This window comes from Streptomyces sp. WM6378 (assembly GCF_001279695.1).
Lineage (GTDB): Bacteria > Actinomycetota > Actinomycetes > Streptomycetales > Streptomycetaceae > Streptomyces.
The window spans coordinates 14,688-29,257 of record NZ_LGDD01000095.1 but is presented as its reverse complement, the minus strand read 5'-3'; the positions used below and the strand labels follow the sequence as shown (position 1 = coordinate 29,257).

Annotated in this window: 14 protein-coding genes; 5 read left to right on the top strand and 9 right to left on the bottom strand. The window is 71.8% G+C overall.

The window, feature by feature from the left end:
* Positions 1–140: 140 nt before the first annotated feature.
* Entirely contained in the window at positions 141–2,483 is a 2,343-nt protein-coding gene (locus ADK54_RS11265) for an ATP-binding cassette domain-containing protein (RefSeq protein WP_053725437.1), read from the bottom strand.
* 55 nt (positions 2,484–2,538) lie between these two features.
* Complete coding sequence (locus ADK54_RS11260) at positions 2,539–3,561, bottom strand: LLM class flavin-dependent oxidoreductase (RefSeq protein ID WP_053725436.1); 1,023 nt, start codon at positions 3,559–3,561, stop codon at positions 2,539–2,541.
* Positions 3,562–3,642: 81 nt separating this feature from the next.
* Here ADK54_RS11260 and ADK54_RS11255 point away from each other — a divergent pair, with 81 nt between their 5' ends.
* The gene (locus tag ADK54_RS11255) at positions 3,643–4,131 is read left to right on the top strand and encodes a nucleotidase (protein ID WP_053725435.1); all 489 of its coding nucleotides are present in this window, start codon (positions 3,643–3,645) and stop codon (positions 4,129–4,131) included.
* 131 nt (positions 4,132–4,262) lie between these two features.
* Here the strand turns inward: ADK54_RS11255 and ADK54_RS11250 are convergent, their stop codons facing one another.
* Positions 4,263–4,484, bottom strand: a complete 222-nt coding sequence (locus tag ADK54_RS11250) for a dodecin (RefSeq protein ID WP_053725434.1) — start codon at positions 4,482–4,484, stop codon at positions 4,263–4,265.
* A 240-nt stretch (positions 4,485–4,724) separates the two neighbouring features.
* On the opposite strand from ADK54_RS11250, the gene ADK54_RS11245 reads away from it, so the two are divergent.
* The 3 genes from ADK54_RS11245 to ADK54_RS11235 all read left to right on the top strand — a co-directional run bounded on the left by ADK54_RS11245 (position 4,725) and on the right by ADK54_RS11235 (position 8,127).
* The gene (locus tag ADK54_RS11245; RefSeq protein WP_053725433.1) at positions 4,725–5,978 is read left to right on the top strand and encodes an extracellular solute-binding protein; all 1,254 of its coding nucleotides are present in this window, start codon (positions 4,725–4,727) and stop codon (positions 5,976–5,978) included.
* Positions 5,979–6,062: 84 nt separating this feature from the next.
* Positions 6,063–6,554, top strand: coding sequence for a peptidylprolyl isomerase (locus tag ADK54_RS11240; RefSeq protein ID WP_053725432.1), 492 nt, complete (start codon positions 6,063–6,065; stop codon positions 6,552–6,554).
* 211 nt (positions 6,555–6,765) lie between these two features.
* A complete protein-coding gene (locus tag ADK54_RS11235; RefSeq protein WP_053725431.1) occupies positions 6,766–8,127 on the top strand; it encodes an NAD(P)/FAD-dependent oxidoreductase in 1,362 nt (453 codons plus the stop codon).
* Here the strand turns inward: ADK54_RS11235 and ADK54_RS11230 are convergent.
* Both ADK54_RS11230 and ADK54_RS11225 read right to left on the bottom strand, forming a co-directional pair.
* Positions 8,107–8,946: a cytochrome c oxidase assembly protein gene (locus tag ADK54_RS11230; protein WP_078966300.1), complete on the bottom strand. Its 840-nt coding sequence runs from the start codon at positions 8,944–8,946 to the stop codon at positions 8,107–8,109. The two genes, ADK54_RS11235 and ADK54_RS11230, sit on opposite strands and share 21 nt — an antisense overlap.
* Before the next feature lie 2 nt (positions 8,947–8,948).
* Positions 8,949–9,437: a DUF2243 domain-containing protein gene (locus ADK54_RS11225; RefSeq protein ID WP_053725430.1), complete on the bottom strand. Its 489-nt coding sequence runs from the start codon at positions 9,435–9,437 to the stop codon at positions 8,949–8,951.
* A gap of 251 nt (positions 9,438–9,688) precedes the next feature.
* On the opposite strand from ADK54_RS11225, the gene ADK54_RS11220 reads away from it, so the two are divergent.
* Complete coding sequence (locus ADK54_RS11220) at positions 9,689–10,135, top strand: nitroreductase family deazaflavin-dependent oxidoreductase (RefSeq protein WP_053725429.1); 447 nt, start codon at positions 9,689–9,691, stop codon at positions 10,133–10,135.
* Between the two features lie 54 nt (positions 10,136–10,189).
* Here ADK54_RS11220 and egtD read toward each other — a convergent pair whose 3' ends face one another.
* The 4 genes from egtD to egtA are packed head-to-tail and all read right to left on the bottom strand — an operon-like array spanning position 10,190 to position 14,455.
* A complete protein-coding gene (gene egtD, locus ADK54_RS11215) occupies positions 10,190–11,152 on the bottom strand; it encodes an L-histidine N(alpha)-methyltransferase (RefSeq protein WP_053725428.1) in 963 nt (320 codons plus the stop codon).
* The gene (gene egtC / locus ADK54_RS11210) at positions 11,152–11,904 is read right to left on the bottom strand and encodes an ergothioneine biosynthesis protein EgtC (protein ID WP_053725427.1); all 753 of its coding nucleotides are present in this window, start codon (positions 11,902–11,904) and stop codon (positions 11,152–11,154) included. The genes egtD and egtC overlap by 1 nt, the downstream gene beginning before the upstream one ends.
* Positions 11,904–13,205, bottom strand: a complete 1,302-nt coding sequence (egtB, locus tag ADK54_RS11205) for an ergothioneine biosynthesis protein EgtB (protein ID WP_053725426.1) — start codon at positions 13,203–13,205, stop codon at positions 11,904–11,906. Before egtB ends, egtC begins: the two co-directional genes overlap by 1 nt.
* Complete coding sequence (gene egtA, locus ADK54_RS11200) at positions 13,202–14,455, bottom strand: ergothioneine biosynthesis glutamate--cysteine ligase EgtA (protein ID WP_053725425.1); 1,254 nt, start codon at positions 14,453–14,455, stop codon at positions 13,202–13,204. The genes egtB and egtA overlap by 4 nt, the downstream gene beginning before the upstream one ends.
* Positions 14,456–14,570 lie beyond the last annotated feature (115 nt).

Here is a 14,570-nt window from a genome sequence, read left to right as displayed (position 1 = left end):
GGTGAGAGAAGGGTGCGGACGCCCCATGATTGGTCTGGACCAAGAGTCGGTCAAGGGTCTAGGCCAATTCATTCCGCGCTGTTTGCCTCGACCCTCAACCGACGTGCGGCGATGGAGAGTTCGGGGTCATCCCGAGCCGATCAGATCTCGGCCAGCGCCTTCGCCAGGTAGGGCGCCGTACGACCCACTCCGGCGTCGGCGACCTCGGCGGGCGGGCCCGCCGCCACGATGCGGCCGCCCTCGTCACCGCCGCCGGGGCCCAGGTCGAGCATCCAGTCGGCGCCCGCGACCACGCTCATGTCGTGCTCGACGACAACCACCGAGTGGCCCGCGTCGACCAGGCCGTGCAGCTGGCGCAGCAGGATCTCGACGTCGGCGGGGTGCAGCCCCGTCGTCGGCTCGTCGAGGACGTACAGGGTGTGCTCGCGGCGGACGCGCTGCAACTCCGTTGCCAGCTTGATGCGTTGGGCCTCGCCGCCCGACAGCTCGGTGGCGGGCTGACCCAGGCGCAGATAGCCGAGGCCGACGTCGAGCAGCGCGCCCAGACTGCGGGCGGCCGACGGGGTGTCCGCGAAGACCTCGGCCGCCACCTCCACCGTGAGGTCGAGCACCTCGGCGATGTTGCGGCCCCGATGGGTGACTTCGAGCGTCTCGGGGTTGTAGCGCGCGCCGTGACAGTCCGGGCAGGGCGCGTACGTGCTCGGCAGGAAGAGCAGCTCCACCGACACGAAGCCCTCGCCCTGACAGGTCTCGCACCGGCCGCCCGCCACGTTGAAGGAGAACCGGCCCGCCTTGTAGCCGCGCGCCTTCGCCTCGTCGGCGGCGGTGAAGAGCTTGCGTACGACGTCGAAGAGGCCGGTGTAGGTGGCCAGATTGGAACGCGGGGTGCGGCCGATCGGCTTCTGATCCACCCTCACCAACCGCCCCACACCGGGGAGTTGTTCGGTCAGCGCGTCGACCAGGGTGGACTTTCCGGAGCCGGAGACGCCGGTCACCGCCGTGAACACGCCGAGCGGGAACGCCGCGTCGACGCCGCGCAGATTGTGCCGGGTCACACCGGTCAGCTCAAGGCTGCCGCGCGGCTCGCGGACGGTGCGGCGCGGCGCGGGGGAGCGGTCGAAGAGGAAGCGGCGGGTCGCCGACTCCTCGACGCGGGCGAGCTCGGCCAACGGCCCGCTGTGCAGCACTTGGCCGCCGTGCTCGCCGGCCAGCGGACCCACGTCGACCAGCCAGTCCGCGTGCCGCACCACGTCCAGATGGTGCTCGACGACGAACACCGAGTTGCCCGCCGCCTTCAGCCGGTCGAGGACCGTGAGCAGCGCCTCGGTGTCGGCCGGGTGCAGCCCCGCCGACGGCTCGTCCAGGACGTACACCACGCCGAAGAGCCCGGAGCGCAGCTGGGTCGCGAGCCGCAGGCGCTGCAGTTCGCCCGCCGAGAGGGTGGGCGCGGTCCGGTCCAGGCTCAGATAGCCGAGGCCCAGCTCAAGCACCGGGCCGATGCGGGAGAGCAGGTCGGCGGTGAGCGCGTCGGCCGTCGGGCCGCCGCCCGCCGTGCGCAGCAGCTCGGCCAGCGAGGTCAGCGGAAGGGCGACGAGGTCGGCGATCGTGCGGCCCGCGAAGGTGACGGCGAGCGCCTCCGGACGCAGCCGGCTGCCGCCGCACACCGGGCAGTCGGCCGCCGTCAGGAACCGCTCGGCCTTCGCTCGCAGGGTCGGGCTCTTGCTCTCCGCGAACGTCTTCATCACATAGCGCCGGGCGCTGAAGTACGTGCCCTGGTACGGGCGTTGGATGCGGCCGGCCTCACGCACCGGGTGCACCGTGACCACCGGCTGCTCGTCGGTGAACAGGATCCAGTTCCGGTCCTTCTGATCCAGCTCGCGCCACGGGCGGTCCACGTCGTGGCCGAGCGTGTCGAGCACGTCGCGGAGGTTCTTTCCCTGCCAGGCACCCGGCCACGCGGCGATCGCGCCCTCGCGGATGGACAGCGAGGGGTCGGGGACGAGCAGTTCCTCGCTGGTGCGGTGGATGCGGCCGAGGCCCTGGCACTCGCGGCAGGCACCGACCGCCGTGTTGGGCGAGAAGGCGTCCGAGTCGAGGCGCTCGGCGCCCGGCGGATAGTCCCCGGCCCGCGAGAACAGCATGCGCAGCGAGTTGGACAGCGTGGTCACCGTGCCGACCGAGGAGCGCGACGAGGGCGCCGAACGGCGCTGCTCCAGGGAGACGGCGGGCGGCAGCCCCGAGATCTCGCCGACCTTCGGCGCACCCACCTGATGGATCAGCCGGCGCGCGTACGGCGCCACCGACTCGAAATAGCGGCGCTGCGCCTCGGCATAGATCGTGCCGAACGCGAGCGAGGACTTCCCCGACCCGGAGACGCCGGTGAACACGGCGATGCAGTCGCGCGGAATGTCGACGTCCACCCCGCGCAGATTGTGCTCGCGAGCACCGCGGACACGGACGTACGGGTCAGAGGGGGTTTGCATACCGGAATTCTACGGTTCGGGTGACGGCGCGCGATCTTCCGGCCCGGGCCTGCGGTCAGGCCTTCCGGCGGGTGGCCAGGTCCGCGATCCGGGCGAGCCGCCGGTAGGAGTCGAGCAGCGCCCCGCGGTCGTACGTGCTGGTCGTGACGAGGAACTCGTCCGCGCCACTGTGCTCGATGAGCTTCTCCAGCGCGTCGGCCACCTCCTCCTCCGTCCCGTACACCTGCCTGCGCAGCGCGTCCGCGAACAGGGTCCGCTCGCCGTCCGTCATGGTCCGCGCGAGGATGTCGTCGGCCGGGGAGAGCGCGGGGAACTCGCCGTGGGTGCGGGAGTACGCCGTCGACCAGGCTTCCGGAACCAGGATCCGGTGGGCGGCTTCCGAGGTGTCCGCGACGGCGACCGTGCCGGACACGACGACGTACGGGCGCTCGAAGTGCGCCGAGGGACGGAAGCCGTCGCGGTAGGCGTCGATGGCCCGCAGCATCGCGTCCTCGCCGCGCACGTTGGCGATGACCAGCGGGAGCCCGGCCTCGGCGGCGACGAGGGCGCCCTGCCCGGTGGCGAGGACGAACGCGGGGACGGCCAGGCCCTCGGCGGGGCGGGCGTGGACCTGGGGGTGGGCGGTCTGGGTCCCGTCGAAGTAGCCGAGCAGTTCGGCCAGCTGCGTACCGAAGTCGTCGGCGTCCTTCTTGTCGCGGCCCAGCGCCTTGCGGATTCCGTCGGTGAAGCCCACCGAGCGGCCGAGCCCCATGTCGATGCGCCCCGGAAAAAGCGATTCCAGAACCCCGAACTCCTCGGCCACGACCAGGGGTTGATGGTTCGGCAGCATCACGCCGCCGGTGCCGACCCGGATCGTGGAGGTGGCCGACGCGACGGCCGCGGCCAGGACGGCCGGCGCGGAGCCCGCGACGCCGGGCACGGAGTGGTGCTCGGAGACCCAGAACCGGTGGTAGCCGAGCCGCTCGGCCTCGCGGGCCAGCGCGACGGTGTCCCGCAGGGCCTGCGGTCCGTCGTGCCCGGCGCGGACGCGCGAGCGGTCGAGCACGGAGAAACGGGTCGTCGCGATCACTGAGGTCACATGGGGTTCAACGTCTGGGACGCGCCATGATTCCCGGGCCCCGGCCGCCGCTGCCTCGGTGGCCGGTTCTAGCCTGGGGGCGTGATCGACGACACCCGGCCCCTGGCCGTCTTCGACCTGGACGGCACGCTCGCGGACAGCTCCCACCGCCAGCGCTTCCTCGACCGAGGGCCCCGCGACTGGGACGCGTTCTTCGCGGCGGCGCCCGCCGACCCGCCGCTCGCCGAGGGCGTCGCGCTGTGCCGGGAGGCCGCCGGGGACTGCGAGGTCGTCTACCTCACCGGACGGCCCGAACGGTGCCGCGAGGACACCCTGTCCTGGCTGGCCGAGCAGGGCCTTCCGGCCGGCGCCCTGCACATGCGGCGCAACGACGACCGGCGCCCCGCCCGCGTCACCAAGCTGCAGATCCTGCGCGGGCTCGGCCGGGGCCGCGAGATCCGCATGCTGGTCGACGACGACGAGCTGGTCTGCGACGCCGCCGAGCAGGCAGGGTTCCGCGTCGTACGGGCCCGGTGGGCCGTGGCCGGCGAGGCGCTGAAGGACGCCCAGGAGCGCGAAGGGCGCACCTGAGAGGCCGCTCGGCGCGGTCCGGCTGACGGGTGGTGGCGGGCCGGAGATCGGGTCCGCCGACGCCAAGCCTGAAGCTGAGGTCCAGGGTCAGACTTCAGCCGTGGCCCGGGGCCGGAATTCTCGGCCCGGGGTCAGACCTCGGCGTCGTCGTCGAGCCGGAAGCCGACCTTGAGGCCGACCTGGTAGTGCTCGATCACGCCGTTCTCGATGTGGCCGCGGACCTGCGTCACCTCGAACCAGTCCAGGTTGCGCAGGGTCTGCGCCGCGCGGGCGACCCCGTTGCGAATGGCTTGGTCAACGCCCTCGTGAGAGGTGCCGACGATCTCGCTGACGCGGTACGTGTGGTGGGACATGGAGGTGCTCTCCTCTCGTCGCGTTACTCCACCGTGCCCCACCCGGCCGCACTCCGCGAGACAGCGGCCCGGGCCCCGGCCGGGCCGGTCCGCCGGTGGCCGGAAAAGTTCGCTCCCCTCCGGGGCTTGACCGCCTCATTGGTCCATACCAAACTCACGAGCCACGCCCGAACAAGCCACAGCGCGCTTGCCCCCACGTCGGGTCATGACTGCTTGCCCACACGCAGAAGGTGACCTTTCGTGAAGATCCGCCGTACTCTCGCCTGCTCCGTGGCCCTCGTCTCGGTATGCGCCCTCAGCGGCTGCGGTGCGATACCCGGATTCGGCGACGGCACCACCAAGGTGACCGTCTGGCTGATGAAGGACAGCGCCTCCGACGACTTCGTGCAGCGTTTCAAGCAGGGCTTCGAGAAGGAGCACAAGGGTGTCGAACTCGACGTCCGGATCCAGGAGTGGACCGGAATCGGCGAGAAGATCACGGCCGCCCTGAAGGGTGGCGACGCGCCGGACGTCATCGAGGTCGGCAACACCCAGGTGCCCCAGTACGCGACGAGCGGCGGCCTGCTCGACATGACCCTGGAGTCACTGCGCGACTGGGGCAGCGACGCCTGGCTGCCGGGCCTCGCCCAGCCCGGCAACGTGGACGGCATGCAGTACGGCATCCCCTGGTACGCCGCCAACCGCGTCGTCATCTACAACAAGGACCTGTTCGGAGCCGCCGGAATCACCAAGCCGCCCAAGAACCGCGCGGAGTGGCTCGCCGACACCGCGAAGCTCAACTCCGGCTCCACGCAAGGGATTTACCTCGCCGGCCAGGACTGGTACACGCTGGCCGGATTCGTCTGGGACGAGGGCGGGGAGCTCGCTCAGGAGGACACCGGTGACTGGAAGGGCACGCTCGACAGCCCCGCCGCGCTGCGTGGCATGGAGTTCTACAAGCAGCTCCAGGCGCTCGGCCGGGGCCCCAGGAACGCCGACGAGGCGACCCCGCCGCAGGCCGACGTCTTCGCCAAGGGCAAGGTCGCGCAGATGATCGCGGTGCCCGGCGCCGCTAGGGCCGTCCAGAAGGCCAACCCGAAGCTCGCCGACAAGCTGGGCTACTTCCCGATCCCGGGGCCCACCGACGCCAAGCCGGGCGCGGTCTTCACCGGCGGCTCGGACCTGATCATCCCGCGCAGGACCGCGCACCGGGCCGAGGCCGTCCAGGTCGTCGCGGCGCTGACCGGCGAGAAGTGGCAGACGGATCTCGCCACCACGATGAACTACGTACCCAACAAGTCCACGCTCGCCCCCGCGGTCGAGGGCCAGGCCGGCACCGCCGCGATGGCCAAGGGCGCGGCGCAGGGGCGGGCCACGCCCAACTCGCCGCAGTGGGCGGCCGTCGAGGCCGACAACCCCATCAAGCCGTACATGACGGCCGTCCTCGGCGGAGCCGACCCGAAGAAGGCCGCCAAGACCGCTTCCGACCGGATCACGACCCTGCTGTTCCCCTGAGCGGGGCCCGGTTTCGCGCCTCGGCGGGGCCGATGGGGCGAGCCGGGATTGGGTCATGGGACAGCTGATGTCAGGATGGGGTCCATGCAGAACGTATTTTTCGACATCACCATTGACGGCAAGGACGCCGGCCGCATCGTCTTCCGGCTCTTCGACGACGTCGTCCCGGAGACCGCGCGCAACTTCCGCGAGCTCGCCACCGGCCAGAACGGCTACGGCTACGAGGGTTCCGCCTTCCACCGCGTCATCCCGGAGTTCATGCTCCAGGGCGGCGACTTCACGCACGGCAACGGCACCGGCGGCAAGAGCATCTACGGCGCCAAGTTCAAGGACGAGAACTTCGTCCTCAAGCACGACCGGCCGTTCCTGCTGTCGATGGCCAACGCGGGCCCGAACAGCAACGGCTCCCAGTTCTTCGTGACGACCGTCGTCACCTCGTGGCTGGACGGCAAGCACGTCGTCTTCGGCGAGGTCGTCGAGGGCGAGGAGCTCGTCAAGCAGATCGAGTCGCTCGGCAGCCGCAGCGGCGCCCTGAGCGCCAAGGTCGCCATCAGCAAGAGCGGCACCGTCGCCTGACGTCCGCCCACCCTCACGAACGGCGCCGTCCGACCGGGTCAACCCCGGACGGGCGGCGCCGTTTCTTGTCGCCGGGTTGGGGCATTCGGTGGTGCGGCCGCGCTCCGCTGATCACTATGGGGGTGTTGGCGAACGGCGGTCAGGGGCACTCGGGCAGTGGACGGCCCATTTCTCGTCCCCGTTCGCAGGTCCCAGGGAAAGGACGCACACCGTGGCACGACCGAGGATCCTCGTCGTAGGCGCCGGCTTCGCAGGCGTCGAATGCGTACGCCGCCTGGAACGCCGCCTCCAACCGGGAGAAGCGGAGATCTCCCTGGTCACCCCGTTCTCCTACCAGCTCTATCTGCCCCTGCTCCCGCAGGTCGCGGCCGGGGTCCTGACCCCGCAGTCGGTGGCCGTGTCGCTGCGGCGCAGCGCCAAGCACCGCACCCGGATCATTCCGGGCGGCGCCATCGGCGTGGACCCCAAGGCGAAGATCTGCGTCATCCGCAAGATCACCGGCGAGACACTCGACCAGCCGTACGACTACATCGTGCTAGCCCCCGGCAGCGTGACCCGCACCTTCGACATCCCCGGGCTGCTCGACCACGCCCGCGGTATGAAGACCCTCGCGGAGGCCGCGTACATCCGCGACCACGTCATCTCCCAGCTCGACCTGGCCGACGCCAGCGACGACGAGGACGAGCGGGCCTCCCGGCTGCGCTTCGTCGTGGTCGGCGGCGGTTACGCGGGCACCGAGACCGCCGCCTGCCTCCAGCGGATCACCCAGAACGCCATCAAGCGGTACCCCCGCCTGGACCCGCGCCAGATCAAGTGGCACCTCATCGACATCGCGCCCAAGCTCATGCCCGAACTGGGCGACAGGCTCGGCAGGGCGGCCCTGGAGATCCTCCAGAAGCGCGGCATCGAGGTGTCGCTCGGGGTGTCCGTCGCCGAGGCCGGCGCGGACAAGGTCACCTTCACCGACGGCCGCGTCCTGCCCTGCCGCACCCTCATCTGGACGGCGGGCGTCGCCGCCAGCCCCCTGGTGGGCACGCTCGACGCGGAGACGGAGCGCGGCAGGCTCCTGGTCACCCCCGAGATGACCGTGCCGGACCTCGACGGGGTCTTCGCGCTCGGCGACGCCGCGGCCGTGCCCGACCTCGCCAAGGGCGAGGGCGCCTTCTGCCCGCCCACCGCCCAGCACGCCATGCGCCAGGGCCCGAAGCTCGCCGACAACATCGTCGCCGCGCTGCGCAACCAGCCGCTGAAGCCCTACGTCCACAAGGACCTCGGGCTCGTCGTGGACCTCGGCGGCCGCGACGCCGTCTCCAAGCCGCTCGGCATCGAACTGCGCGGCCTGCCCGCCCAGGCGGTGGCGCGCGGCTACCACTGGTCGGCGCTGCGCACCAATGTCGCCAAGACCCGCGTCCTGACCAACTGGATGCTGAACGCGGTGGCGGGCGACGACTTCGTCCGCACCGGCTTCCAGGCCCAGAAGCCCGCCACGCTGAAGGACTTCGAGTACACGGACGCCTATCTGACCCCGGCGCAGGTCCGCGCGCACACGGCTTCACTGACCATAGGAGGCTGAAGCGGGCGGCTCCCCGGTCCCCGCGGTGCGGCGGCCCTCGCGCGCGAGGCGCCGGCCGCCGGCCGCGTACCACTGGAGCCCGACGACGGCCGCGAGGGCGATTTCGACGAGGTCGCCGCCGTAGTACATGAGCTCGGCGGCGGCCGAGAGGTCGCCCGGCGCGAAACCGGTGCCGGGCGGAGCGCTCGCGTACAGCGTCTTGGCGAGGACGGCGTGCGCGCCGCCCGCGCCGACCAGCGCGGCCGACCTGAGGACCACGCCGTGGCGGCGCGGCAGCGGATCGAGCGAGCAGACGGCGGCCGAGAACAGCAGCCCGGCGGCGAAGACATGGATGTGGACCAGGACGGCGAGCCACGGCCGCTCGTGTGCGGCGGCGAACAGCGGGGTGCGGTAGAGCAGCCACAGCCCGCCGAGGTCGAGCAGCGCGGCCACCGGCGGGTTCACGAGCAGCCCGACCGGCCGGGAGCGAAGGACGGCCAGAAGGCGGCGGCGCCCGCCCGGCGGAAGTGAGCGCAGCCCGAGCGTGACGGGGCGGGCCAGGACGAGCAGCAGCGGCGCGACCATCCCCGTGGCCACGTGCTGGGCCATGTGGGCCGTGAACGGTCCGCCCGGCGGCGTGACAAGGGCCGCAGCAAGGAGGGCCGCGGCGCCCGCCGCGAAAGTGAGGTCCCGCGCCAGCGGCCAGCGGTCCCCGCGCCGCCGCAGCCGCGCCGCCGCGAGCAGATAGCCGGCCCCGCCGCCCAGCGCGAACCCGGCCGCGAGCAGAGCGGCCCCGCCCGGCTGCCCGCCACCATGCTGATGGACCGTCAATTCCAGCACGGCTAGCGGGTCTTGGTGCGCCGGGCTGCGCGGAGCAGCAGAACCCCGATCGCGAGGAACAGCACGGCGAGGATGTTCCACGTCAGGTCGTACGGGGTGAGATCGACGTGGTACCTGATCTGGTGCAGCTTCATCAGCTTGTGCTGGACGGTGCCGTCGTACAGCTGGAACGCGCCCATGCCGGTCAGGATGCCCCCGGCCAGCGCGCGCCCCACCAGGCCCGCCCGGTGGCGCAGATCGGCGACCATGAACAGGCCGATCACCACGGCGAACCAGCCGAAGGCGTGGAACAGCCCGTCGGACACCAGGCCGACGCCCGGCGTCGAGCGGTCGTAGAAGTGGTGCCAGTGCAGCAGTTGGTGGAAGACCGTCTCATCGACGAAGGCGGCGATGCCCACCCCGATGAGCACGCCGGACCAGGCCGAACGGGCACGCAGCGGAAGGCCTCTGGGCTGCTGCGGGGTGGTTCTGGAAGCGGATGGAGTCGCCATCGGCGGCACGTCCTCGATAGGAGTCTGCGGAAGATCGTCCGACGCGGAACAAGCACACCCGGTCCCGCTGCCCGCCCCCGGCACGAACAAGCGTCCGGATCCGGCCTTCCTGCCCCGTACGTCCCGATCCGGCCTTCCCCTCCCCGCGGGAGCCGTGGCGTCGTGGGGAAGACGGGAGGGGCGCCGTATGTTGTACGTGAGTCGGCCGAAGCCGGGCCGGTCCGCAGGTTCAACGACGAAGGGATCCCAGCATGCCTCTCGACGGCGAGTACGAGCCGAGCACCACCCAGTGGGTGCGTGAGCAGGTCGAGCTCATCGAGCGCTCTGGCGGCACCGAAGGCATGACGATGCGCGGCATGTCCGTGATCCTGCTGACGACACGGGGTGCCAAGAGCGGCAAGCTGCGCAAGACCCCCCTGATGCGGGTCGAGCACGACGGCCGGTACGCGGTGGTCGCCTCGCTGGGCGGCGCGCCCAACAACCCGCTCTGGTACTACAACGTCGTCGCCGACCCGAGGGTGGAGCTCCAGGACGGCACCGCGCACACGGACATGACGGCCCGTGAGGTGACGGGCGAGGAGAAGGCCGAGTGGTGGGAGCGGGCCGTCGCCGCGTTCCCCGACTACGCGGACTACCAGAAGAAGACGGACCGCGAGATCCCGGTCTTCGTTCTGGAGCCCGTACCGGGCGGCCACTGACCGGGCCCTCGTGCGGGCCCCGCGGCACGAGCGCCGCGGGGCCCGCACGGCTGGTCAGCCCGCGGTCGCCAGCGAGAGCGCGAACCGCCCTGCGGCATCCGTCCACCAGCGCGACGGAACGAACCCGGCGGACGTCAACTCGGCCCGTACGCCCGTCTCGCGGAACTTCGCGGACACCTCGGTACGCAGCTCCTCTCCCGCCGTGAAGGAGACCACGAGATCCAGTTCGGGGATCTTCACGGTCACGTCGCGGCGGGCCCGCAGCCGCATCTCGATCCACTCCTCCTCGCGGTTCCACAGCGCGACGTGGTCGAAGTCGTCCGGATCGAAGTCCGCGCCGAGTTCACGGTCGATGACACTGAGCACGTTCTTGTTGAACGCCGCCGTCACCCCCGTCGGATCGTCGTACGCGCGGACCAGGACGGACTCCTCCTTCACGAGATCGGTCCCGATGAGGAGCGAGTCGCCCGGCGCCATCAACTTCCTTACCGAGGTGAGGAATTCGGCCCGCTCGGCGGGCAGCAGGTTGCCGATCGTGCCGCCGAGGAACGCCACCAGGCGGGGGCCCGGCGCCTCGGGCAGTTCGAGGACCTGGGTGAAGTCCGCGATCAGCGCGTGGACGCGCAGGCCCGGGTGGTCGGCGAGCAGCCCCTCGGCCGCGCCGGCCAGCGCGCTCTCGCTCACGTCGACCGGTATGTACGTCAGCGGCGCGGGCAGCGCGTCCAGGAGCAGCCGGGTCTTCTCGGAGGATCCCGAGCCGAGTTCGACCAGGGTGTGCGCGCCGGTCGCGGCGGCTATCTCGGCGGCGCGGTCGGTGAGGATCTCGCGCTCGGCCCGCGTCGGGTAGTAGTCGGGAAGCCGGGTGATCTCCTCGAACAGGTCGCTGCCGCGCGCGTCGTAGAACCACTTGGGCGGAAGGGATTTGGGGGTCAGGGACAGCCCGTGCAGCACATCGGCGCGCAGTGCGGCCCCGGTGGCGTCCTCGGGCAGGGTGCGGGTCAACTGGAACGGGCGCACTACTGGGGCTCCTTGAGGGGGGTGAGCAGGACATCGGTGCGGGTGGCGGCGAGCAGGGTGCGGTCGGGCACCTCGCGCCAGTACGGGTCGTCGTCGTACGGCTCGGAGGCGACGACGGTGGAGCGGCCGGGGGAGTGCAGGTACCAGAGGGTGTCGCCCCAGGCGGTGGCGGTGATGGTCTCGCCGTCGGTGAGTAGCAGGTTCAGACGCGAGCCCGGGGCCGCGGCGGCCAGCTCGGTGACCGTGTCGGCCATCGCCTGGCCCGCCTCGTCGCCGCTGGTCAGCCGGTTGAGGACCAGCGCCCAGACGAACGCCGCGTCGCAGCGGGCCTCCAGGCCGAGCAGGGCCTGGGCGGGCAGCGCGGCGGCGAGCGGTGCCGCACTGCGCGGCCAGTCCCGCACGGCGCCGTTGTGGCTGAACAGCCAGCGTCCGGAGGCGAAAGGCGCGGCCGCCGCCTCGCCGTCCGCGCCCGCCTCGGTGGCGTCCCTGACCGCCGCGAGCAGCGCTCCGGCACGCACCACCCGGGCCAGGTCAGCGAAGTTGGGGTCGGCCCAGATCGGCCCGGTCCTGCGGTAGCGGGCGGGCACCGGATCGCCGTCCGCGTACCAGCCGACGCCGAAACCGTCGGCGTTGACCGTGCCGTGGCGCTGGCGGCGCGGCGCCCACGACTGCCGGTACAGCCCGTGCGGCGGCCGCACGATGAGCTCGCTTAGGGCCAAGGGCGGCCCCGCATAGGCAATGTGACGGCACATCAGTCTGCGTCCCGGGCGGTACGGAAGCCCGCGAAGATCTGGCGCCGGACCGGCAGGTCCCAGTTGCGGAAGGTGCCCCGGCAGGCCACCTCGTCCACGGAGAACGCCCCGCCGCGCAGCACCTTGTGTCCCGGCCCGAAGAAGACCTCCGAGTACTCGCGGTAGGGGAAGGCCACGAAGCCCGGGTAGGGCAGGAAGTCGCTGGACGTCCACTCCCACACGTCGCCGATCAACTGCCGTATTCCCAGGGGTGATTGGCCTTCGGGGTACGTTCCGGCGGGAGCGGGTCGCAAGTGGCGCTGGCCGAGGTTGGCGTGGGCCGGGGTGGGGTCGCCGTCGCCCCACGGGTAGCGGCGGGAGCGGCCCGAGTCCGGGTCGTGGCGGGCCGCCTTCTCCCACTCCTCCTCGGTCGGAAGCCGCCGCCCGGCCCAGCGGGCATAGGCGTCGGCCTCGTACCAACTGACGTGCAGCACGGGCTCGTTGACCGGCACCGGCTCGGTCACCCCGAACCGCCTGCGCAGCCACTGGCCGCCCTCCTGCCGCCAGAACAGCGGCGCGCCCAGCTCGTGCTCGCGGACCATCGCCCAGCCCGCGGGCTCCCACCAGCGCTCCTCGCGGTAGCCGCCGTCCTCGATGAAGCGGAGGTACGCCCCGCACGTCACCGGGGTCGTATCCAGATGGAAGGCGGGCACGATGCGGTGGTGCGCGGGGCGCTCGTTGTCCAGCGCCCAGGGCTCCGTCGAGGTGCCCATGGTGAACGGGCCGGCGGGGACGAGGACTTCGGGGGGCAGACCCTCGGTGCTGCCGGGCGGCGGCTCGGGGGCGGTGAGCGCGGCCGGGCCCTTGCGCAGCTGATGGGTGATCAGCATGGTCTCGTCGTGCTGCTGTTCATGCTGGGCGATCATCCCGAAGGCGAAGGCGGCATCGGTGAGCGGCCCGCCGTGCAACGGGGTGCGCTCCAGGACGTCGATCGCCCGGCCCCGCACATCGGCGGCGTACCGGCGCGCCTCGGCGGGGGCGAGCAGCGGCAGGGTGGGGCGGGCGGCGCGCGGATGCTCGAAGGCGTCGTACAGCGAGTCGATCTCGGGCCGGATCGCGTCCTGCCCGGCGACGGCACGCAGCAGCCACTGCTCCTCCTGGTTGCCGATGTGCGCCAGGTCCCAGACGAGGGGGGACATCAACGGCGAGTGCTGCGCGGTCAGTTCACGGTCGTCAACGCTGGAGGTGAGCACGCCGGTGCGGGCGCGCGCAGCGGTGAGTGCTGTCAGGGCGCGGGCCCTGAGCAGCTCCGGGTCGGTCATATGCGGATGTCCTTCGGTGGGACGGGTGAGGGGGTGTCGTCGGCCGGACATCGGCCCCGTACGACATAGCGGTCGGTGAAGGCGGCCACCCGGGCCTGGAGCTCGGGGGAGGCGCCGAGGCGGGGGAGCGCGTCGAGCGCCGCCGTGAAGCACGCGGTGGCGGCCTCGCGCAGCTCGGGGTCGGCGAGCCCGTCGTGGGCGGCCGCCCGCCAGAGCGGGTTGCGCGGCGCTGGCAGCGAACTGGTGCGCTCAGCAAGGGGTTTGACGGTCCGGTAGGCGATCTCGGCCGCCTCCGGGTCGTCGAAGAGCGCACTGGTCACGGCGAGCGGCACGGTCCACCCGTGGTCGCCGGGCTGCGCGTCGATCATGCGCAGTTCCAGATGGCCGCGCGGCCGCACCGGCGGGAACAGGGTGGTCAGGTGGTAGTCGAGGTCCGTGCGGGTCGGCGGCCGCGGCAGACCGGTGCGCAGCCACTGCCGGAAGGTGAGACCCGGCGGCGCCGACCACGGCCCCTCCTCGGCCCGTACGCACATGACCGGGGCGTCCAGGACGTGTGCGGCCCACGATTCGCGGGGCGGCTCTTCGAGCGGCGGGGCGAGCGCGCACACCGGGTCGATGTCGCTCCAGTTGGCCTGCCGGGTGGACCGCCAGCCGGTCAACTCGGCTTCTCGGAAAGGGGAGTTGGCGAACGCGGCGACCAGGACCGCGCCCAGCAGATGGGCCATCAGCCAGCGGCGCCCGAAGCCGAGCGGGCCGGGCTCCTCGTACCCGGCGTCGATGCACACCTGGACGGAGGCCGAGGAGCACATCATGGCCCGGCCGGCCGGACCCGAACGGTCGAGATGAGCCTCCATCGCGTCGTACCGCGCCTGGCGCAGCATGCGGCGCGGGGGATGCCAGGGATCCTGACCGAGGCCGACGAGTGCGAGGCCGCGCTCTTCGAGGGCGGCGCGAACCGCCGTCAGATCGGCGGAGACGGTGGAGATGCACTCCATGAGGGACGCGGCGGGCAGCGAGCTGAGCTCAAGCTGGCCGCCGGGTTCGACGGTGAGCGGCGACCGCAGCGGCAGGGTGCGTAAGGCGGCGTAGGCGGCTTCCAGACGCTCGTGCCGGACGGGAAGCCGGGGGTGGTGCAGATCGTGGACGAGCCATTCCAGCTCCACGCCGACAGCGCGTGGCGGACCCGTCTTGAAACAGATACATCGCAGCAGGTCGTCGGCCTCTGTCTCCGTCAACTCACTGGTGTTCATGGACGCTTGCCCCCTTCCAGGGCTCGGATGCACATGCCGTCCTACCTAAGACTCTGCCGTCGCATCGCACAAGAGCGCCTGCTCGGACGGATATTCGATTGCGACAATCTTCCGC